Genomic DNA, 21,975 nt, shown 5'->3' with positions numbered 1-21,975 from the left:
AGGGGGCTTGGTTCAGCCCAGTTGCCCCATCCGCTCGCGCAGGCCGCGCGGTCGCATGTCGGTCCACACCCGCTCGACGTGCGCAAGGCACGCCGCGCGCGGCCCCTCGGTCCCGTCGGCGACCCAGCCGGGCGGCAGATCGCGGTCGGCGGGCCAGATCGAGTACTGCTCCTCGTCGTTGACCACGACTCGGTACACCCGCTCGTCCTGCGTCATCTGCGCTCCCCGTCGCTCGGTGGCGGTGTCGTTGCCGCACCGACGATGCCGCCGCGCGGGCGGCGTCGGTAGAGAAGGACGCGCAGCGACGACGGCAACCGCGCCGTGCCGCTCCTTCCCTGGTGAGGGCCCCTTCCCGGCGAGCAGTCTTCGTCCAGACACCGCTTCGCAGGGAGGCAGACAGTGAACGAAGGCGCACCGCACACGGCGAACGGACCTGCCGCCGGGGTCTCCTCCGCGCAGCGCAGGCTGTGGTTCCTGGAGCAGCTGGCGGGCGGCGGGTCGGACAACCTGCTGCCGCTGGCGCTGCGGGTGCGCGGCGCGCTGGACGTGCCCGCGCTGGAGCGGGCGCTGACCGGGATCGTCACCCGGCACGAGGTGCTGCGCACCCGGTTCACCGCCGTCGACGGCGAGCCCGTGCCGGTGCTCGACCCGCCGGGCGCGGTCGTGCTGCGGCACGTGGACGCGGCAGGCCCGCAGGAGGTGTTCGAGCGCGAGCTGCGCCGCCCGCTGGACCTGGCGGTCGAACCGCCGGTGCGCGCGGTGCTGGCCCGCCTCGGCGCCGAGGACCACCTGCTGCTGCTGGTGGTGCACCACATCGCCGTCGACGGCTGGTCGTGGGACGTGCTGCTGCGCGAGCTGGCCGCCGGGTACCGGGGCGAGCGGGTGCCCGCCCCCGCCCACCAGTACGCGGACTTCGCCGCCTGGCAGAACGCCCGCCTCACCCCGAAGCGCCTTGCCCGCCTGCTCGCCCACTGGACCGGCCGCCTCACCGGCGTCACCCCGCTGGCACTGCCCACCGACCGCCCGCGCCCCGAGGTGTGGGACGGCTCCGGCGACGTGGTGCGCTTCGTGGTGCCCCCGGCCCTGCTGGCCCGCGTCGACGCCGCCGCCCGCGAGCGCCGCGCCACCCGCTACCAGGTGCTCCTCGCGGTCTACCAGTCGCTGCTGGGCCACCACAGCGGGCGCACCGACATCGCCACCTGCACCACCATGACCGACCGGGGCGGGCCGCTGGACACCGCGAACCTGATCGGGCCGTTCGTCAACACCGTCGTGCTGCGCACCGACCTGGGCGGGCGCCCGACGTTCGACGCGCTGCTGCGCCGGGTCCGCGACGGTGTGCTCAAGGACCTCTCGCACGCCGAGGCGCCCTTCGACCGGGTCGTCGGCGCGCTGGCCCTGGAGCGCGACCTGTCCAGGCACCCGCTGGCGCAGGCCTCGTTCACCCTGCTCAACACCGCCCACCAGGGCGCGAGCCTCGAAGGGCTGGACGCGGAGCTGGTGCGCACGCCGCTGGACGGCACCGACATGGAGGTCTTCCTCGACCTCAACCTGATGCCCGACCACAGCCTGCTGGCCCGCCTCCAGTACGCCACCGCCCTGTTCGACCGGGCCACCGCGCAGCAGCTGGCTGACGGGTTCCTGGCGCTGCTCACCGCCGTGCTCGACGCCCCGGACGCGCCGGTCGCCGACCTGGCCGCCGCCCTGCCGCCGCTGCCCGGCCGGGTGCTGCTCGACACCTGGGGCCGTCCCGCCGCCGTCCCGCCGCCCGCGCCGCCGCGGGTGCGGGGGAGCGGGGGGCGCGCCGCGCTGGTGTGCGGGGCGGACACCGTCACCTACGACCGCCTGGAGGCACTGACCGGCGGGCTGGCCGCGCTGCTGCGCGACGCCGGGGTGAGGCGGGGCGACGCGGTCGGCGTGTGCCTGCCGCGCGGGACCTGGTCCGTGGTGGCGATGCTGGCGATCTGGCGCGCGGGCGCCGTCCACGTGCCCCTCGACCCGGCGCTGCCCGTCGAGCGGCGGGCGTTCATGGTCGCGGAGGCGGGCGTGCGGCACGCCGTGGGCGACACCGGCGTCGCCGGGGTGCGCCACCTGGACGTGGCCGACGTGGACCCGGACGCCGGGTTCGACCCGGTGGACCCCGACCCGGCCGAGCTGGCGTACGTCATCTTCACCTCCGGCTCCACCGGCCTGCCCAAGGCGGTCGGCGTCGAGCACGGCGCGCTGGCCGCGCACGTCGCCGCCGCCCGCGACCGCTACGCCGTCACCGAGGCCGACCGGGTGCTCGCGTTCTCGTCGTTCTCCTTCGACGCCTCCCTCGACCAGCTGCTGCCCGCCCTCACCTGCGGCGCGACCGTCGTGCTGCGCGGCGACGAGCCGTGGCTGCCCGCCTCGGTGCCCGCGCTCGTCGCCGCGCACGGCCTCACCGTCCTGAACCTGCCGCCCACCTACTGGAGCGAGCTGGCCCTGTCCCTGACGTCGGGCGCCGACCTGGCGGGGCTGCGGCTGCTGATCCTCGGCGGCGAGGAGGTGCCGACCGGCGCGCTGGCCGCGTGGCGCGGGCACGCCCCGCACGTGCGGGTGCTCAACGCCTACGGCCCCACCGAGGCAGTCGTCACCGCCACCACCCACGAGGTCACCGGCGACGAATCCGGTCGGGTCCCCATCGGCCGCCCGCTCGGCGGCAGGCGGGTGCTGGTGGTCGACGCGGGCGGCGACCCGGTCGGGGTCGGCGAGCCCGGTGAGCTGCTGGTCGGCGGCCCCGAGCTGGCGCGCGGCTACCTCGGGCGGCCCGCGCTCACCGCCGAGCGGTTCGTGCCCGACCCGGCGGGCGGCAGGCTCTACCGCACCGGGGACCTGGTGCGGTGGCGGGCGGACGGGGAGCTGGAGTTCCTCGGGCGCGCCGACGACCAGGTCAAGATCCGGGGCTACCGGGTGGAGCTGGGCGAGGTCGAGTCGGCGCTGTCCGGGTGCGCCGGGGTGCTGGCCGCCGCAGCCGCCGTCAAGGCCGACCCGCACGGTGGGCAGAGCCTCGTCGGCTACGTCGTCCCCGCAGGCGCCGCGCCCACCGACGCCACTCCGGCCGCCGACGCCACTCCGGCCGCCGACGCCACTCCGCCTACCGACGCCACTCCGGTCACCGACGTCCTCGACAGCGCCGTCCCGACCGCCGCCGCCCCGACCGCCACCGCCCAGGCCGCCACCGCCCCGACCGCAGCCGAGCTGCGCGCCGAGCTGGCCCGAGTGCTCCCGCACTACGCCGTCCCGGCCGAGATCGTCGTGCTGGCCGCCCTGCCGGTGACCACCTCCGGCAAGCTCGACCGCGCCGCCCTGCCCGACCCCGACCGCACCGCCGCCCCCACCGGCGAGCACGCCGAGCCCCGCGACGACGTCGAGCGCGAGATCGCCCGCATCTGGGCCGAGGTGCTCGGCGTCCCCCGGATCGGCCTGGACGACGGGTTCTTCGACCTCGGCGGCCACTCGCTGCTCGCCACCATGGCCGTCTCCCGCGTCGCCGAGCGGCTCGGGCGGGACGTGGAGCTGCGCGCCCTGTTCGAGAACCCGCGCATCCGCGAGTTCGGCCCCCTGGTCGCCGCCGCCCGCCCCGTGGCCACCGCCCGCGTCGTCCCGGTCGACCGCACCGGCCCGCTGCCGATGTCCTTCGCCCAGGAGCGCCTGTGGTTCCTGGACCGGGTCTCCGACTCCGGTGAGGACTACGTGCTCTGGTTCTCCTGGCTGGTGCGCGGCCCGCTCGACGCCGACGCCTGGGAGGCCGCCCTCGGCGACGTCGTCGCCAGGCACGAGGTGCTGCGCACCGCCCTCGTCGAGGCCGACGGGCACCCGGTGCAGCTGGTCCACCACGACGTCCCGGTCCCGCTGGAGCGCCGCACCGGCCACGACGCCCGGCAGGTCCGGCGCGAGGCCAGGGAGTTCGCCGCCGCCCGCTTCGAGCTCGACCGCCCGCCGCTGGTCCGCTCCGGGCTGTGGCGGCTCGGCCCCGACGAGCACGTGCTGGTGCTGGCCTTCCACCACGTGGCCACCGACGGCTGGTCCAAGGACGTGGTGATCGGCGAGCTGGCGCGCTGCTACGCCGCCCGCGCCGCCGGGGCCGTCCCCGAGCTGCCGCCGCTGCCCGTGCAGTACGGCGACTACGCGGTCTGGCAGCGCGACCGGCTCGACTCCGGCGCCCTCGACGGGCAGCTCGCGCACTGGAGCGCCGCCCTGGACGGGGTCGCCGCGCTGGAGCTGCCCACCGACCACCCCCGCCCGGCTGCCCGGTCCGCGCGCGGCGGGGCGGTGGAGACGCCGCTGCCGCCGGAGCTGGCCGAGGGCGTGGACGCGCTCGCCCAGCGCTTCGGCGCCACCCGCTTCACCGTGCTGCTGGCCGTGCTCCAGTCCGTGCTCGCCCGCTGGTCCGGCCAGACCGACATCGCCGTCGGCGCCCCGCTGGCCGGGCGCGGCCGGGTCGAGCTGGAGGGGCTGGTCGGGTTCTTCGTCAACACCGTCGTGCTGCGCGGGGACCTGTCCGGCGAGCCGACGTTCGCCGAGCTGATCACCCGCGCCCGCGACACCGCCCTGACCGCCTTCGCCAACCAGGACGTGCCGTTCGAGCGCCTGGTCGAGCGGCTGCGGCCGGAGCGGGACCTGTCGCGCAACCCGCTGTTCCAGGTGATGTTCGACGTGCAGGAGAGCGCGGTGTCCACCGGGATCTCCCTGCCCGGCCTGGACTTCACCGGGTTCACCCTGCCCTGGGAGTCGGCGAAGTTCGACCTCACCGCCACCTTCCTGGCGCACCCGGACCGGTTCTCGCTCGACGTGGAGTACAGCGCCGACCTGTTCGACGCGGCCACCGCCGCCCGGCTGGCCGACCACGTGGTCCGCGCCCTGCGCGCCGCGATCGCCGACCCGGACTCGGTCGCCGCCGACGCCGACCTGCTGTCCCCCGGCGAGCGCGCCGCCCTCACCGCCGCGCCGCCGCCCGCGCCCGCCCCGCCGCTGCGCCTGGGCGGCGCCCCGGACGACCTCGCGCTGGTGTGCGGGGAGCGGGCGGTGACCTACGGCGAGCTGGACGGCCTGGTCGGCGGGCTCGCCTCGGCGCTGGTCGCCGGGGGAGTGCGCCGGGGCGACCCGGTCGGCGTGTGCCTGGGCCGGGGCCCGTGGTCGGTGGCGGCGATGCTCGCGGTGTGGCGGGCCGGTGGCGCGTACGTGCCGCTCGACCCGGCCCTGCCCGAGGAGCGGCTGCGGTACGCGCTCACCGAGGCGGGCGCCCGGATCGTGGTCGTGGACGAGCGGACGGACGGTCCGCTGACCGGGCTCGGCGCGCGCACCGTGCCGGTCGGGACCACCACCCCCGGCGCGCACCCCGCGACCGACCCCGACCCCGGCGACCCGGCCTACGTCATCTTCACCTCCGGCTCCACCGGCAGGCCCAAGGCCGTCGGCGTCGACCACGGCCCGCTGGCCGCGCACACCGCCGCCGCCCGCGAGCTGTTCGCCCTCACCCCGGCCGACCGGGTGCTCTCGTTCGCCTCGCTGTCCTTCGACGCCTCCCTCGAACAGCTCCTGCCCGCCCTGACCACCGGCGCGACCGTGGTCCTGCGCCCGGACGAGGTGTGGTCGGTGGACGAGCTGGCCGCCGAGGTCCGCGACCGGGGGATCACCGTCGCCGAGCTGACCCCGTCCTACTGGCAGCAGGTCGTGGCCCGCCTCGGCGACCTCGCCCCCGACCTGGCCGGGCTGCGGCTGCTGGTCACCGGCGGCGAGGAGCTGCCCGCCGAGCCGCTGACCCGCTGGTTCGAGCTGCTGCCGCACGTGCCGGTGGTCAACAGCTACGGCCCGACCGAGGCGGTGATCGCCGCGACCGCCCACCTGGTGATCGGGCCGGTCACCGGCCGCGTGCCCATCGGGACCGCGCTGGGCGCCCGCACCCTGCACGTGGTCGACCCGCACGACCGCCCCGTCCCGGACGGCGTGCCCGGCGAGCTGCTGATCGGCGGCCCGCACCTGGCGCGCGGCTACCTCGGCCACCCCGAGCTGACCGCCGAGCGGTTCCCGGCCAACCCGTTCGGGCCCGGCCGCGCCTACCGCACCGGCGACCGGGTGCGCCGCCTGCCCGGCGGCGAGCTGGAGTTCCTCGGCCGGGTGGACGACCAGGTCAAGATCCGGGGCCACCGGATCGAGCCCGGCGAGGCCGCGGCGGTGCTGCGGGAGCACGCCGGGGTGCGCGGCGCGGCCGTCGTGGTCCGCGACGTCGGCGGCGAGCCCGCGCTGGTCGGCTACGCCACCGGCGAGGGCCTCGACCCCGGCGGACCGGGCGCGGCCGACCTGACCGCCTGGTGCCGCGACCGGCTGCCCGGCTACCTCGTGCCCGCCGCGATCGTGGTGCTCGACGCCCTGCCGCTGACCGTGCAGGGCAAGCTCGACACCGCCGCCCTGCCCGACCCCGCGCCCGGCGCCGCGCGCGGCGAGCACGTGCCGCCGTCCACGCCCACCGAGGTCGTGCTCGCCCAGATCTGGGCCGAGGTGCTGGGCGTCGACCGGGTCGGCCTGCACGACGACTTCTTCGCCCTCGGCGGGCACTCGCTGCGCGCCGTCGCCACCGCCTCCCGCGTGCGCACCGCGTTCGACTGCCCCCTCGCGGTGCGCGAGCTCTTCGACAACCCCACCGTCGCGCTGCTCGCCGCCGAGGTGGAGCGCCTGCTGGTCGAGCAGATCTCCGCGATGAGCGAGGACGAGATCGACCTCTCCCTGTCGGTCGACGCCGCTTTCTGAAGACGAACTGGACGGAGCACGCCATGACCACCCCCAAGACCCAGCCCGCCCGCTCCGGTCTGTCGCCCGCCGCCCGCGCCCTGCTCGAACGGCGCCTGCGCGGCCTGACCGGCGGCCCGACCGGCATCCCCCGGCAGGACCCCCGGCCGGAGACCGCGCCGCTGTCGGCGGCCCAGCAGCGGCTGTACTTCCTGGACCAGCTCGCCCCCGGCGGCACCGAGTACCTGCTGCCCGCCGCCTGGCGGCTCACCGGCCCGCTCGACGCCGACGCGCTCGCGGCGGCGGTGGACGACCTGACCGCCCGGCACGAGCAGCTGCGCGCGGTGTTCCCCGCCGAGGACGGCGTCCCGCACCAGCGCGTCCTGCCGCGCGGCGCACCGCTGGCGACCGTCGTGCTGCCCGCAGGCCGCGCCGACGACCTCGCGGGGGCCGTGCACGCCGCCGCCGCGCGCCCCTTCGACCTGGCCGCCGAACCGGCCTTCCGCGCCACCCTGGTGCTGCCCGCCGGAGCGGGCACGGGTCCCGACGCCGACCCCGCCGCCACCACCGCGCGTCCCGGCGGCGATTCGGACCCCGTGCTCGTGCTGGCCGCCCACCACATCGTCACCGACGGCTGGTCCCTCGACGTCCTGGTGCGCGACCTGCGCGAGCTGTACCTGGCCCGCCTCACCGGGCGGCCGTCCCCGCTCAAGCCCACCCCGATCGAGTACACCGACTACGCGGCCTGGCAGCGCGCCTCCGACGAGAGCGCCGACCTCGCCCACTGGCGCGCCGCCCTGTCCGGCCTGACCCCGCTGGAGCTGCCCACCGACCACCCCCGCCCGCGAGAGCGCTCCCACGAAGGCGCCGTGCACGCGGTCGACCTGCCCGCCGACCTCGCCGCCGCCGTCGGCGCCGCCGACACCACCCCGTTCACCACGATCATGGCCGCCTTCCAGGCCGCGCTCGGCTTCCACAGCGGCCAGGACGACGTCGCCATCGGCACGATCACCGCCAACCGCGACCGCGTGGAGACCGAGAACCTGGTCGGGTTCTTCGTCAACACCCTGGTCATGCGCGCCGACCTGTCCGGCGACCCCACCTGCGCGCAGGTGCTGGAGCGGGCCAGGGAGCGCGTCCTCGGGGCGCTGAGCCACCAGGGCCTGCCGTTCGAGCGGGTCGTCGACGAGCTGAGCCCCGAGCGCGACCTGTCCCGCAACCCGCTGTTCCAGGTCCTGTTCTCCTACGCCGAGTCCGGCGGCGGCGACGGGTTCGCCCTCGGCGGCGCGGTGGCCCGGCCGTTCCCGATCGCGCTCACCAGCGCCAAGTTCGACCTGTCCCTGGAGGCGGTGGGTCGCGGCGACGGCTACCGGCTGGCGTTCACCTACCGCCCCGACCTGTTCGAGCCCGAGTCGATCGCCCGGCTGGCCGAGCACACCGTCGCGGTGCTGCGGGCGTTCTTCGAGCGCCCCGACGCCCCGCTGGGCTCCGTGCCGCTGCTCACCGACGCCGAGCGCGCGTTCCTGCTCGGCCCGGACGGTCCGGCGGTCGCGGGCTCGGAGACCGGCCGGGCGAGCCTGGTCCTGGACCGGGTCGCCGACCACGTCGCCGCGACCCCGCACGCGGTGGCCGTCACCGGCGGCGGGCGCTCGCTCACCTACGCCGAGCTGGACGTCCGCGCCACCGCGCTGGCGGGCAGGCTGCGCGCGCTGGGCGCGGGCCGCGAGTCCCTGGTCGGGGTGTGCCTTGAGCGCACCGCCGACCTCGCCGTCGCCCTGCTCGGCGTGTGGCGGGCGGGGGCGGCGTACCTGCCGCTCGACCCGCGCCACCCCCGCAAGCGGATCGAGTTCACCGTCGCCGACGCGGGCGTGTCCCTGGTCGTCGCCGACGACACCGGCCGCGCCGCGCTCGACGGCCTGCCCGTCACCCTGCTCGACCCGGCCGACGCGCCCACCGACGTGCCCGCCACCGCCCCCGCCACCCCGGTGCTCGGCGCGGACCTGGCCTACGTCATCTACACCTCCGGCTCCACCGGGACCCCCAAGGGCGTCGAGATCACCCACGCCAACGTCGCCTGGCTGTTCGCCGCCGCCGACCGGCGCTTCGACTTCGGCCCCGGCGACGTGTGGTCGCTCATGCACTCCACCGCCTTCGACTTCTCGGTGTGGGAGCTGTGGGGCCCGCTCGCCACCGGCGGTCGCGCGGTCGTGCTCACCGGCGAGCAGACCCGCGACCCCGAGGCCGTGCACGCGGTGCTGCGCGACGAGCGCGTCACCGTCCTGAGCCAGACCCCGGCCGCCTTCAAGGGCCTGCGCGCCCACCTCGCCCAGCACGGCCGCACCTTCGACGACCTGGCGCTGCGCACCGTCGTGTTCGGCGGCGACGCCTTCGACACCCGCGACTACCGCGACTGGTTCACCGCGCCCGGCCGCAAGCCCGCGCTGGTCAACATGTACGGCATCACCGAGACCACCGTCCACGTCACGCACCGGCTCATCACCGACGACGACATCTGGGACCACCACGGCGACCGCTCGCCCATCGGCCGCCCCCTGCCCGGCCAGCACGGCGTGGTGCTGGACCGGCACGGCCGCCTGGTCCCGGTCGGCACGGTCGGCGAGCTGCACATCACCGGCGACGGCGTGGCGCGCGGCTACCGCAACCGGCCCGAGCTGACCGCCGAGCGGTTCCCGCGCGGCGTCCTGGGCGGCCTGCGCGCCTACCGCACCGGCGACCTGGTGCGCGTCCTGCCGGACGGGCAGCTGTCCTACGTCGGCCGCGCCGACGACCAGGTCAAGATCCGGGGCTTCCGGGTCGAGCCGGGCGAGATCGAGAGCGCCCTGCGCGGCTGCGACCGGGTCGCCGACGCCGCCGTCGTCGCCAAGCCGGGCCCGCAGGGCGCCCGCCTGGTCGGCCACGTCGTGCTCACCGGCGGCGCGCTCGACCCGGCCGCGCTGCGCGAGCGGCTGCGCGAGGGACTGCCGGAGCACATGGTGCCCGCGCTGTTCGTGCGGCACGAGCGGCTGCCGCTCACCGCCAACGGCAAGGTCGACCGCGCCGCGCTCGCCGCCGTGGAGGCCGGTGGCGCCCGCACCCGCGCCGAGCACGTCCCGCCGGGCACCGCCGCGGAGCGCGCGCTGGCCGCCGTGTGGGCGGAGGTCACCGGGGCCGAGCGGGTGGGCCTCGGCGACAACTTCTTCGACCTGGGTGGCGACTCCATCCTCGCCCTGCGCGTGGTGGGCCTGGCCCGCGCCGCCGGGCTGGGCCTGGGCGTGGCCGACGTGTTCCGCGCCCGCACCCTGGGCGAGCTGGCCGCGCTGGCGGGCGACGCCGCCGCCGAACCCGACCCGGTCCAGCCGTTCTCGCTGCTCGACCCGGCCGACCGCGCCCGCCTGCCCGAGGGCCTGGTCGACGCCTACCCGCTCACCGCGCTCCAGGCCGGGATGCTGCACGAGATGCTGTCGGACCCGCACCGCGCGGCCTACCACAACGTCACCGACCTCAAGATCACCGTGCCGGAGGGCTTCGACCTCGCCGCGTTCCGGGCCGCCGCCACCGAGGTGGCGCGCGCCCACGACATCCTGCGCAGCTCGGTGGCCCTGGTCGGCTTCGGCGAACCGCTCCAGCTCGTGCACCCCGAGGCCGTCCTGCCGGTCGGGTTCACCGACCTGCGCGGCCTGTCCCGCGAGGAGCAGCGGGCCGAGCTGCGCCGCCACGTGGACGCCGAGTTCGCCCGCCGCTTCGACCTCGCCGCCCCGCCGCTGGTGCGCCTGCACCTGCACCGGCTCACCGACCGCGAGCTGCGCCTGACCATCACCGACTGCCACGTGGTGCTCGACGGCTGGAGCCTGACCTCCCTGGTCGCCGACCTGCTCGACCTGCACCGCCAGGCCGTCCAGGGCGGGCGCCCGCACCTGCCGCCCGCGCCGCGCTTCGCCGAGTACGTCGCCCTGGAGCTGGCCGCGATCGACTCCGCCGAGGGCATGGCGCACTGGCGGGAGGAGCTGGCCGAGTTCCGCCCGGTCCGCTTCGGCCACCGCGAGCCGGGCGAGGCCGAGGTCGTGCACGAGGTGCGCCGCTCCTTCGCGGGCCTGACCGAGGCCATCGGGCAGCTCGCGCGCCGGGCGGGCGTGCCGCGCCGCACCGTGCTGCTGGCCGCCTTCCACCACACCATGAGCCTGTTCGCCGAGCCCGGCGATCCGGTCGGCGGGCACTCCATCGGCCTGGTCACCAACGGCCGCCCCGAGCGCGCGGGCGCGGACCGGATGCGCGGGCTGTTCCTCAACACCGTGCCGTTCGGGGTGCGCCGCACCGGCCGCACCTGGCTGGACCTGGTGCGCGACACCTTCGCCGCCGAGCAGGCCGTCCTGCCGCACCGCCGGGTGCCGATGGCGCACATGGCGCGGCTGCGCCCCGGCGAGCCGAACCTGGTCGAGGCGATCTTCAACTACGTCAACTTCCACCGGTTGACCACCGACACCTGGGACGAGTCGCTGGAGATCGCCCGCACCCTGTTCCCGCTGCTGGTCAACACCAGCGTCAACGGCTTCACCCTGGACGTGGACCCGACCCGCGTCGACCCGGCCACCGCCGAGCAGGTCGCCGACGTGTTCCGGGACCTGCTGGAGGCCATGGCCGCCGACCCGGACGGCCCGGTCACCCGGCCCACCACCGCGGGCGCGGTCCGGGAGCACGACCTGCTGGTCCTCTCGCGCGGCCCGGTGTCCGAGCCCGCCACCACCGCCTTCCACCAGCAGGTCGCCGCGCAGGACCGGTCCGCCGTCGCCCTCACCCACCTCGGCCCGGACGGGCCGCAGGACCTCACCTACGGGCAGCTGCACGAGCAGGCCCTCCTGCTCGCCGGACGCCTGCGCGCGCAGGGCGTCGGGCCGGAGTCGATCGTCGGCATCTGCGTCGACCGGGGACCGGACCTGGTGCGCGCCGCGCTGGCCGTGCTGCACGCGGGCGGCGCCTACCTGCCCCTGGACCCGCTGCTGCCCACCGACCGGCTCGCGTTCATGGCCGCCGACAGCGGGATGCGCGCCCTGCTCACCCAGGGCCCGCTCGCCGGGACCGTCCCGTTCGACGGCCCCACCACCCTGCTCGACCGGCCCCTGCCGGAGGGGACCGAACCGCTCGTCCCGGCCGAGGCCGTCGACGGCGACGCCGCCGCGTACGTCATCTACACCTCCGGCTCCACCGGCGTCCCCAAGGGCGTGGTGATCCCGCACTCCGGCCTGGCGAACATGGCCGACGGGCAGCGCGACCTGGTGCGCCCCGGACCGGCCGACCGGGTGCTCCAGTTCGCCTCGGCGAGCTTCGACGCCTCCGTGCTGGAGATGACCTGGGCGCTGACCAACGGCGGACGCCTGTGCACCGCGCCCAAGGACGCCCTGCGCCCCGGCCCCGACCTGGCCCGCACCCTGCGCGAGCTGCGGATCACCGCGACCATGCTGCCGCCCAGCGCGCTCGCCGTCATGACGGGCGAGGACTTCCCGGAGCTGGCCACCCTCCAGGTCGCGGGGGAGGCGTGCCCGGCCGAGATCGCCGACGCCTGGTCGGCGGGCCGCGCGTTCCACAACGTCTACGGCCTCACCGAGACCTCGGTGTGGACCACCGCGCAGGTCTGCGCGCCCGGCGGCGGCCGTCCCGCGATCGGCCTGCCCTTCCGCAACACCACCGCCTACGTGCTCGACCCCGACCTCCAGCCGCTGCCCGTGGGCGTGATCGGCGAGATCCACCTCGGCGGGCTCGGCGTCGCGCGCGGCTACCTGGGCCGACCGGGCCTGACCGCCGACACCTACGTGCCCGACCCGTACGGGCCGCCCGGCTCCCGGCTGTGCCGCACCGGCGACCTCGGCCGCCGCCGCGCCGACGGCAGCGTCGAGTGGGCCGGTCGCCGCGACTCGCAGGTCAAGCTGCGCGGCTTCCGGATCGAGCTGGGCGAGATCGAGCACGCCCTCGGCGAGCTGCCCGAGGTCGCGCAGGCCGTGGTGCTGGTGCGCGAGCTGCCGGGCGGACCCGCGCTGGTGGCGTACGTGGTGGGCGAGGTGGCCGACGCCGAACCGCTGCGCCGGGCGCTGCGCGCCAGGGTGCCGGGGTACATGGTGCCCGCCCGGTTCGTCGTGCTGGACGCGCTGCCGGTCAACCGCAGCGGCAAGGTCGACCGGGGCGCGCTGCCGCTGCCCACGGCCGAGCGCGACGGCGCGGGCGCCGCCTACACCGCCCCGCGCACCCCGGTCGAGGTCGTGCTCGCCGAGGTGTGGCGGGACGTGCTGGGGCTGGTCGAGATCGGCGTGCACGACGACTTCTTCCGCATCGGCGGCAGCTCCCTGTCCACCGTGCGGGTCGCCGCCACCGCCCGCTCCAGGGGCGTGCCGGTCACCGTGCGGGACCTGGTCGAGCGGCCCACCATCGCCCAGCTCGCCGCCCGGCTCGCCGAGACCGCGCCCGAGTCGCCGCGCGAGGTGCGCTCCGAGGTGCGGCTGCGCGACGGCGACGGCGAGCCGCTGCACTGCGTGCACCCCACCGGCGGCAGCGCCGCCTGGTTCGTGCCGCTGGCCAGGGCGCTGCCGTCCGGACCGGTGCTGGCGTTCCAGGCGCGCGGCCTGCTCGGCGGGGTCGACCCGACCACCGTGCGCGGCATCGCCGCCAACTACGTCGCCGAGCTGCCCGGCGACGCCCCGCGCGCCCTGCTGGGCTGGTCGATGGGCGCGAACCTGGCCCTGGAGATGGCGACGCAGCTGCACGAGCGCGGCGCGCGCGCCGAACCGCTGGTGCTCGTCGAGCCCTACCTGCCGAACGAGCCCGCCCGCGACCGGCTGCTCGGGGTCGCCGCCGAGCTCGTCGACGGGCTGGCCCTGCGCGACTGGGCCCGCGAGCTGGCGCCGGGCGCCGAGCGCGACGCGGTGCTGGAGTGGTTGCGCGAGACCCTGCTCGGCGCGGGCATGGCCCCCGCCGAGGCCGACCTGGCGCACGACGCGCCGATCGAGGTGTGGCACTCGCTGCTGGCCGCCCTCGCCGACTACGAGCCCCGCCCGCACCCCGGCCACGTGCACCTGGTCGTCGGCTCCGAGGCCGCCGCCATCCCCGACGGGCAGCCGATGCCGGGTCTGGACGTCGGGTTCGCCGAGTACGTCGAGCGCTGGCGGGCGCTGGCGCTGGGCGGGCTGACCGTGCACGTCTCACCCGGCGACCACATGACCATCCTCGCCGAGCCCAACGCCCGCGCGTTCGCGGACCTGCTCGGCGCGATCAGGGCGGAGGCCCGTCGATGACCGCGACCCTGGAACCCACCGCGCTCGCCGCACCCACCGCGCCCACCGCGCCCGGCTTCACCGAGCGCTACCTGCTGGACCCGGCCGTCAACGCCGACCCGTACCCGTACCTGAACGCCCTGCGCGACCACGACCCCGTGCGCTGGAGCCCGCTGCACCGGGCGTGGCTGGTCACCGGGCACGCCCAGCTCACCTCGGCGCTGCGCGAGCCCGCCGCCTCCGCCGACCGCGTCGGACCGCTCAGGGACGCCGTGCCCGAGGGCGCCCGCGACAGCGCCGAGCGCGCCTTCGGCACCCTGTCCCGCTGGATGGTGTTCACCGACGCCCCGGACCACCGGCGGTTGCGGCAGGTGTTCCAGGAGCAGTTCTCGGCGCGCGCCATCAACCGGTACCGGCCGCTGATCGAGCGCGTCACCAGGGCGCTGCTCACCCGCCGGGCCGTGCCGGGACGGGTCGGGGACCTGATCGCGGACGTGGCCAAGCCGCTGCCCGCGCTGGTGTTCGCCCGCTGGCTGGGCGTGCCGCAGCAGCACCACGCCTCGTTCTGGTACTGGAACGCCAAGGTGGGGGAGCTGGTGCTCGGCGGGGCGCAGGAGGAGCGCGAGTACCGGACCTCGTTGCAGTCGCTGGTGAACCTGGAGGAGTACCTGGCGGACCTGGTCGGCAAGCGCCGCGCCGACCCGCAGGACGACCTGATCAGCGCCGTCCTCGCGGGCGGGCAGGTGGGGGACCGCGTCACCGAGGACGAGTTCGTCGGGATGCTCACCCAGATGGCCTTCGCGGGCGGCGAGACCACCAGCAACCTGATCGCCAACGCCGCCAGGGCCCTGCTGCTGGACCCGGAGCAGCTGGCGGCGGTGCGCGCCGACCCCTCGCTGGTGGGCGCGGCGGTGGAGGAGGCCATGCGCTTCGACGGCCCGTCCAAGATGTCGATCCGCCTGGCCTCGCGGGACTTCGAGCTGGGCGGGGCGCGCGTGCGCGGCGGCGACCGCCTGTTCCTGGTCACGGCCGCCGCGAACCGCGACCCGGCCCGCTACCCGGCCCCGGACCGCTTCCAGGTCACCCGCGCCGACACCGCCCACCTCGGCTTCGGCTTCGGCGCCCACTTCTGCATCGGCGCCGCGCTGGCCAGGCTGGTGGCGCGCTCGGCGCTGGAGTTCCTGGTCACCGAGTACCCCGGCCTGCGCCTGGAGGGGACCCGGCACACCTGGCAGCCGTCCCTGCTCAACCGCAGCCTGACGGCCCTGCCGGTCCGGTACTGACCGCCCGGCCCGCCGGTCCAGTGCCGCCAGTCCGGTGCTGCCCGCCCGGCGCCGATCGTCCGGTGCTGATCCTCCGCCCAGCCCCCCACCCCCGCGCTCACCCCCCTGTCGGGGAGAGGAAGAAGGTCTCCGCCATGACCACCACGTTCACCGGCGCAGGCGCCCGGTTGCTGGCCCCGGCCCGGCTCCCGTCGTTCCGCCTGCTGTGGGCGGGGCAGGCGCTGTCGCTGCTCGGCGACGGGTTCAGCTACATCGCGTTCGCCTGGATCACCCTGGAGCTGACCGGCTCCACCCTCCAGCTCGGCTACGTCCTGGCGCTCCAGGCCATCCCGCGCGCCCTGCTCACCCTGGTCGGCGGGTCGCTGAGCGACCGGTGGTCCACCCGGCGGCTGATGGTGCTCTCCAGCTGGGCCCGCGCCGCCGTGATGGCGTCGGTCGGCCTGGCCGGGCTGTCCGGCAGCCTCGGGTTCTGGGGGTTGTGCGCGGCGGCGGCGGCCTTCGGCGCGGTGGACGCGTTCTTCCAGCCCGCCCGCATGTCGATCCTGCCGTCCGTGGTGGCCAAGGACCTGCTGCCCGCCTCCAACGCGCTGCTCGGCGCGGGCGCCAAGGTGTCCTCGGTGCTGGGCCCGGCGGTGGGCGGCGTGGTGGTCGCCGCGACGGACGCGAACTACGCCTTCCTGGTCGACGCCCTGTGCTTCGCGCTGTGCGCCCTGTGCGTGACCGGCGTGCGCACCCTGCCCCGCGACCCCGGGCAGGTCGCCGAGGCCTCGGCCCCCGAGCAGGTCTCGCTGCTGGGTCGGATCAAGGAGGGCCTGCGCCACGCCCTGTCCGACCCGCGCATCCGCACCGTCCTCGTCGTCGACATGGCCGTGACGTTCTGCTACGCCGGGCCGTTCACCGTCGGCTTCGCCAACCTCGCCCGCACCGAGGTCCAGGGCGGCTCCACCACCCTGGGCGTGCTCAACGGCGCGCTCGCCGCGGGGGCCATGCTCGGCACCCTGGTCGGCGGCGCGAGCGGCGGCAAGCCCAGGGTCGGGCTGCTGATCGCCGCGCTCGCAGGCTGGCTCGCGGTGGGCATGGCCGCGCTGGGGTTCGTGGAGGGCGCGCTCGAAGCGGTGGCGACGGTGTTCCTGATGGGCTTCGGCATCGGCTTCCAGGGCGTGTTCGGGCTCAGCTGGATCCAGCGCAACATCCAGGGCTCGGTGCTCAGCCGGGTGATCTCGGTGGACATGGTGCTCGGCTACGCCGTCGCGCCGCTGTCCCTGGTGCTGTGCGGGGCGCTGGCCGAGCGCGACACGGCGCTGATGTTCGGCGGCACGGCGGTGATCCTGGCGGTGACCGCGCTCGGCGTGCTCGCCTCGAAGCCGGTGCGCGAGATGCGCTGACCCGGCCCCCACCCGACCGCACGTCCCGGTTCCTCCCGTCCCCGCCGCCCGCTCTCCCCGCCACGGGGGAGCGGGCGCCGTCGTCACCACCGCCGCTGTCACCACCCGCCCCGCCGCGCCCCCGACCTGCCGCGTCCCGCCCGCAGCCCCGCGACCTGCCGCGTCATCACCCGCGCGCCCCCACCCCCTCCCGAACGGCCCCGTCACCCGTACGCGTGTCCAAGTCCCGTGGATAAGTCGGGGATTTCGCCGTGATAGCCGGTCTGCCGATCCTCGTGGGCGGAATCAGTCTCACGCGATGTCATCCGTCGGAATCGCTTGGAGGCGAACGTGGAGCAGACCTGTGCGGTAGTGGACAGCGCGCTGGTGCCGGTGGCCGTGGTGGCCAGGGACCCGATGCTGGAGGCCGGAGCGGCGAGCGCGTTGCGCGCCTGCCCGGAGCTGGTGGTGGTGGAGGGCGAGGCCGCGGAGTCCGCGCGGGTCGCCGTGGTGCTGGTCGACGAGGTCGACCGGGAGGTGCTCGACCTGGCCCGCGCCCGGCGCGGGGCGGTGGTGCTGGTGGTGGCCGAGCTGACGCCCGTGCAGGCGCTGCACGCCGTGCTCGCCGGGGTGCGCGGGCTGCTGCGCCGCCGGGACGCGGACGCGCGCCGGTTGACCCGCGCCGTCCTGGCGGCCTCGGTCGGCGACTGCACGGTGCCGCCCGACCTGCTGGACCGGTTGCAGGGGGCGGTGGGGGCGCCCGCCTCGCCCGCGCTGGCGGGCAGCGGCCTGAGCGAGCGCGAACGGGCGGTGCTCGCCCTGGTCGCGGAGGGGCGCGAGACCGGGGAGATCGCGAAGGAGCTGTGCTACTCGCCGCGCACGGTCACCACGGTGGTGCACGACATCACCCGCCGGTTCCGGCTGCGCAACCGCGCCCACGCGGTGGCCTACGCGCTGCGGGCGGGCCTGCTGTGAGCGGGGTGCGGGTGCACGTGACGGCGGTCGGTCCGGTGGCGCGGGACGTCGCAGGGCGTTTGCGCGAGGCGGGCATGGTGCTGGTCGACGCGATCGGACCGGACGTGGTCGTGGTGCTGGCGGCGAAGTCGGTGGACGAGGCGCTGGACGCCTGCCCCGCGCAGTTCCGGCCCGGCGTCGACCGGTTGCTCGTGCTCGCGGACTCGTTCGACCCGTCCGGCGTGCTGCGCGCGGTGCGCATGGGCGCCAGCGCCGTGCTGTGCCCGGTGGCCTCGCCGCTGTCCCGGCTGGTCGCCGGGGTGCACTCGGCGCTGCACGGCGACGGCGTCGTCCCCTACCAAGCGCTGGTGCGGCTGCTCGGGCGCTCCGGCGAGGGCGTCGTCCAGGTCGAGGCGCTCACCGCGAAGCAGACCGCCGTGCTCCAGCTCATGGCCGATGGCCTGGGCAATTCCGCGATAGCCGCAGCACTGGCCTGCTCGGAGCACACGGTCAAGAACGTCATCTACGAGCTGACCGCTCGGCTGCGTGCGCGCAATCGGGCGCACGCGGTGGCCCACGCGGTGCGACTTGGATTGGTATGACCAGGTCAGCGAGCTGTGAATAGCGCTATCACGGCTCGGGGCAACCCGTGATAGGCGGAGGATAAATGGCGTGATAGGGGCGGGATTAAATCCCGTCATACCTTTTCCCCAACACCAGAGAGAATAAACTGGAACGGGAGAGAAGAAATGAACATCACCGCGATCGCCAAGACCGCCGCCCTCGCCGCCACCATCACCGCCGCGACCCTGCTCGGCGCCCAGGACGCCCTCGCCGAGGGCACGAACCCGTGGGACAGCGCGCCGGCCGGGACCACCGCCGTGGACGGCGGCACGAACCCCTGGGACGCCACCCCGACCGGCGGCACGAACCCCTGGGACAGCGCGCCCGCCAGGGCCTCGGTCGTCGACGGCGGCACGAACCCGTGGGACGCCACCCCGGCGGGCGGCACGAACCCGTGGGACAGCGCGCCCGCCGGTGACACCAACCCCTGGGACGCGATCCCGGCGGACGGCACCAACCCCTGGGACGGCGCCCCGACCGGGGCCACCGCCGTCGACGGCGGCACGAACCCGTGGGACGCCACCCCGGCGGGCGGCACCAACCCCTGGGACAGCGCCCCCACCGGTGACACGAACCCCTGGGACGCCACCCCCGCCGACGACACCAACCCGTGGGACTGACCAGCACCCACCCCGCCGGTCCCGAGCGAGCCGAGGGGGTCAGCGCCGACCCCCTGCGCTACGCGGGGACCTTCCCCTCCAGCAGTGCCAGCTCCCGCCGCACCACCGCCACCCCGCCGTGGTCCATCATCCGCTCGCGCACCGCCAGCGACCGCTCGAAGCACTCACGAGCCGCCTCGACCCGCCCGGCCGCCGCGTTCACCTCGCCCAGGTTGTGCAGCAGGTGCCCCTCGCCGATCACGTCCCGGCTGGCCCGCACCATCTCCAGCACCTCGGTCAGCGTCCGCTCCGCCAGCTCGTGCTCACCCCGGTGCAGCTGGACCTGCCCGATGCGGCGCATCGTGGTCGCCACCCCGCCGGTGTAGCCGACCTCCCGGCAGGTGGCCATCGCCTCCGCGAGCTGCGACAGCGCCTCGTCGTCCCGCCCGGTGCGCATCAGCACGTGCGCCCGCTGGGTCAGCACGATCGCCCGGCCGACCACGTCGCCGACCTCCTCGAACCCGGCCAGCGCCAGCCCGTACAGCGCCAGCGCGCCCACGTCGTCCCCGGCCTGCCTGGTCAGCAGCCCCAGGTCGCGCCTGCACAGCGCCTGCCCGCGCACGTCGCCCAGGTCGGTGAACGCGGTCAGCGCCTCCACCAGCACCGCCTCGGACTCCTCGGCCCGCCCCCGGTTGATGTGCAGGGTGCCGAGCGAGGCCAGCAGCGCCGCCGTGCCGCGCGCGTTGCCCGCGGCCCTGGTGGCCCGCAGCGCCTCGTCGTGGGTGTGCCGCCAGTCGTCCAGGTGCCCGCGCGCCTCGAACAGCGTCGTCGTGGTCACCGCCAGGTCCCAGCACAGCTCGTCCAGCCCGAGCCGCGCGGCCTGCGCCACTGCCGCCCGCAGGTTCGGCAGCTCGCCCTCCAGCCACTCCAGCGGGTTCTCCAGCAGCCGCTCGGCGTGCACGGGGTGCGGGTGCCAGCGCGGCGCGGTCCCGTGCAGCGAGGTGTAGTCGCCGCCGAACACGCCCCGGTGCGCCTGCTCGGCCAGCGACAGCCAGCCGCCGAGCACCCGCTCCTGCACCTCCCGCTGCTCCCGCTCGTCCACCGACGCCAGCTGCTCGCGGGCGAACAGCCGGATGATGTCGTGGAAGCGGTAGCGGAACTCGCCGGTGCCGTCGACCGAGACCACGTCGAGCATCTGCACGTCCACCAGCGGCTCGATCAGGTCCGACGCGTACGGCCTGCCGTCGTCCAGCGCCGCGCCCGCCACCCAGCCGGGCAGCGACGGGCCCTCGGCCAGGCTGAGCAGCCCGAACAGCCGCCGCGTCGGCTGGTCCAGCCCGTCGTGGGTCAGCGACAGGCTCGCCCGGATCGTCATCTCGCCGTGCGCCAGCTCGTCCAGGCGGTGCCGCTCGCTGGCCAGCCGGTGCACCATCGACGCCAGCGACCAGTGCGGCCTGGCCGCCAGCCGCGCCGCGACGATCCGCAGCGCCAGCGGCAACCCGCCGACCGTGCGCACCAGCGCCTCGGCCGCCTCCGGCTCGCCCGCGACCCGCCGCTCGCCCACCACCCGGCCGAGCAGCTCCAGCGACTGCTCCCGGTCCAGCACGTCCAGCTCCAGCTGCCGCGCCCCCGGCAGGCCGGTCAGCCGCGCCCGGCTGGTCACCACCACCGCGCACCGCCCGCCGCCGGGGAGCAGCGGCAAGACCTGGCGCTCGCTGACCGCGTTGTCCAGCACCACCAGCACCCGCCGGTCCGCCAGCAGCGTCCGGTACATCTCGGTGCGCGCGGTGTGCTCCACCGGGATCATCGCGCCGGGGATGCCGAGCGCCTGGAGGAACCGGCCGAGCACGTCGGCGGACCCGCCCGCGTCGCCGTAGCCGCCGCGCAGGTCGCAGTACAGCTGCCCGTCCGGGAAGTGCTCCTCTGCCACCCGGTGCCCCAGGTGCGCGGCCAGCGTCGACTTGCCGACGCCCGGCCTGCCGATGACCACGACCACGCCGACCGCGCGCCGCCCGGTCCCGCCGGTGAGCACCTCCTCGGCGGCGGCGATCAGCTCCTCGCCGCCGATGAAGTCGGCGGTGTCGGCGGGAAGCTGCCTGGGCACCGCCGCGCGCGCGGCGTCGGCGGGCTCGGCGGGCCTGCGCTCGCGCGCGGCGGGCTCGGGGCCGCGCAGCAGCGAGGCGTCGCCCGCGTGGATCGCCCGCTCCAGCTCCCGCAGCTCCTCGCCCGGCTCCAGGCCCAGCTCCTCCACCAGCAGGTCGCGGCCCTCGCGGTAGACCTCCAGCGCCTCGGCCTTGCGGCCCGACCGGTACAGCGCCAGCATCAGCAGCGCCCTCGGCCGCTCCCGCAGCGGGTGCTCGCGCACCAGCCTGCCGATCTCGCCGACCAGCTCGTGGTGCAGGCCCAGCTCCAGGTCGATGCCCAGGCAGGTCTCCACCGCGTTGAGCCGGTCCTCCTCCAGCCGCAGCGCCCTGGTGCGCAGCGGCGCGCTCGCCAGACCGCTCAGGCACTCCCCGCGCCACAGCCCCACCGAGGCCCGCAGCAGCTCGGACGCCTCGGACAGCTCGCCGCGCCTGGCCGCCGCGCGCCCCTCGGCGACGCCCCTGGTGAACTCGTGCACGTCCAGCGAGGCGTCCGGCAGGCGCAGCTGGTACCCCGGCGGGCGGGTCACGATGGACACCTCCACGCCCGCGTCGGCCAGCGTCTTGCGCAGCCGCGACACGCAGATCTGCACCTGGGTGCGCGCGGTGTCCGGCGGGTTGACCTCCCACAGCGCGTCCACCAGGTGGTCCGTGCTGACCACCTTGTTCGCCTCGACGAGCAGGCAGGCCAGGATGACCTGCTGCCGTCCCGGCGGGATGCGCACCGGACCCCCGGAGCCGGTGACCTCGATCGGTCCCAGCACCCGGAACGCCAGGCGCGCGCCCCGCTCCACCACCTCGTCCACAAGACCTCCGCTCACCCGCCCGGCGTGGGACCCGGAGTCGGACAACAGGCTGAACGTACCGGTGGGAAAGCATTGTGTATGTCCGCCCGATGCCCTAAACCGAGCCCTCCTCGGGTCATTGGGAAAGACTATGGAGCGCCGGGATGCCGCCGTGATAGTCGCGCGATAGGCGCGGGTTGCCCGTCATGCGGAAAATCA

At 76.1% G+C, this 21,975-nt stretch carries 9 protein-coding genes; 7 read left to right on the top strand and 2 right to left on the bottom strand.

Annotated elements, in window-relative coordinates:
- Positions 1 to 12 precede the first annotated feature (12 nt).
- Complete coding sequence (locus LV78_RS21730) at positions 13 to 216, bottom strand: MbtH family protein (protein WP_096494612.1); 204 nt, start codon at positions 214 to 216, stop codon at positions 13 to 15.
- 183 nt (positions 217 to 399) lie between these two features.
- On the opposite strand from LV78_RS21730, the gene LV78_RS41700 reads away from it, so the two are divergent.
- The 7 genes from LV78_RS41700 to LV78_RS21695 all read left to right on the top strand — a co-directional run bounded on the left by LV78_RS41700 (position 400) and on the right by LV78_RS21695 (position 18,851).
- Positions 400 to 6,771 (top strand): non-ribosomal peptide synthetase, encoded by a 6,372-nt coding sequence (locus tag LV78_RS41700; protein WP_253847312.1) that lies wholly within the window; start codon positions 400 to 402, stop codon positions 6,769 to 6,771.
- 23 nt (positions 6,772 to 6,794) lie between these two features.
- Positions 6,795 to 14,027 carry a non-ribosomal peptide synthetase gene (locus LV78_RS21720; RefSeq protein ID WP_253847309.1) on the top strand — a complete coding sequence of 2,411 codons (7,233 nt, stop codon included), beginning with the start codon at positions 6,795 to 6,797 and terminating at the stop codon, positions 14,025 to 14,027.
- Positions 14,024 to 15,289: a cytochrome P450 gene (locus tag LV78_RS21715; RefSeq protein ID WP_253847305.1), complete on the top strand. Its 1,266-nt coding sequence runs from the start codon at positions 14,024 to 14,026 to the stop codon at positions 15,287 to 15,289. The genes LV78_RS21720 and LV78_RS21715 overlap by 4 nt, the downstream gene beginning before the upstream one ends.
- 134 nt (positions 15,290 to 15,423) lie before the next feature.
- Entirely contained in the window at positions 15,424 to 16,674 is a 1,251-nt protein-coding gene (locus LV78_RS21710; RefSeq protein ID WP_253847303.1) for an MFS transporter, read from the top strand.
- A 330-nt stretch (positions 16,675 to 17,004) separates the two neighbouring features.
- Entirely contained in the window at positions 17,005 to 17,628 is a 624-nt protein-coding gene (locus LV78_RS21705; RefSeq protein WP_253847299.1) for a helix-turn-helix transcriptional regulator, read from the top strand.
- Between the two features lie 17 nt (positions 17,629 to 17,645).
- Positions 17,646 to 18,209 (top strand): helix-turn-helix transcriptional regulator, encoded by a 564-nt coding sequence (locus LV78_RS21700; protein WP_253847296.1) that lies wholly within the window; start codon positions 17,646 to 17,648, stop codon positions 18,207 to 18,209.
- 147 nt (positions 18,210 to 18,356) lie between these two features.
- A complete protein-coding gene (locus LV78_RS21695; protein ID WP_253847291.1) occupies positions 18,357 to 18,851 on the top strand; it encodes a hypothetical protein in 495 nt (164 codons plus the stop codon).
- A 58-nt stretch (positions 18,852 to 18,909) separates the two neighbouring features.
- Here the strand turns inward: LV78_RS21695 and LV78_RS21690 are convergent, their stop codons facing one another.
- Positions 18,910 to 21,822 carry an AfsR/SARP family transcriptional regulator gene (locus LV78_RS21690; RefSeq protein WP_253847287.1) on the bottom strand — a complete coding sequence of 971 codons (2,913 nt, stop codon included), beginning with the start codon at positions 21,820 to 21,822 and terminating at the stop codon, positions 18,910 to 18,912.
- Between the last annotated feature and the right edge of the window lie 153 nt (positions 21,823 to 21,975).

The sequence above is a fragment of the Actinosynnema pretiosum genome (genome assembly GCF_024171695.1).
Lineage (GTDB): Bacteria > Actinomycetota > Actinomycetes > Mycobacteriales > Pseudonocardiaceae > Actinosynnema > Actinosynnema pretiosum.
The sequence above is the reverse complement of the archived record's forward strand: the minus strand, read 5'-3'. Positions and strand labels throughout refer to the sequence as shown.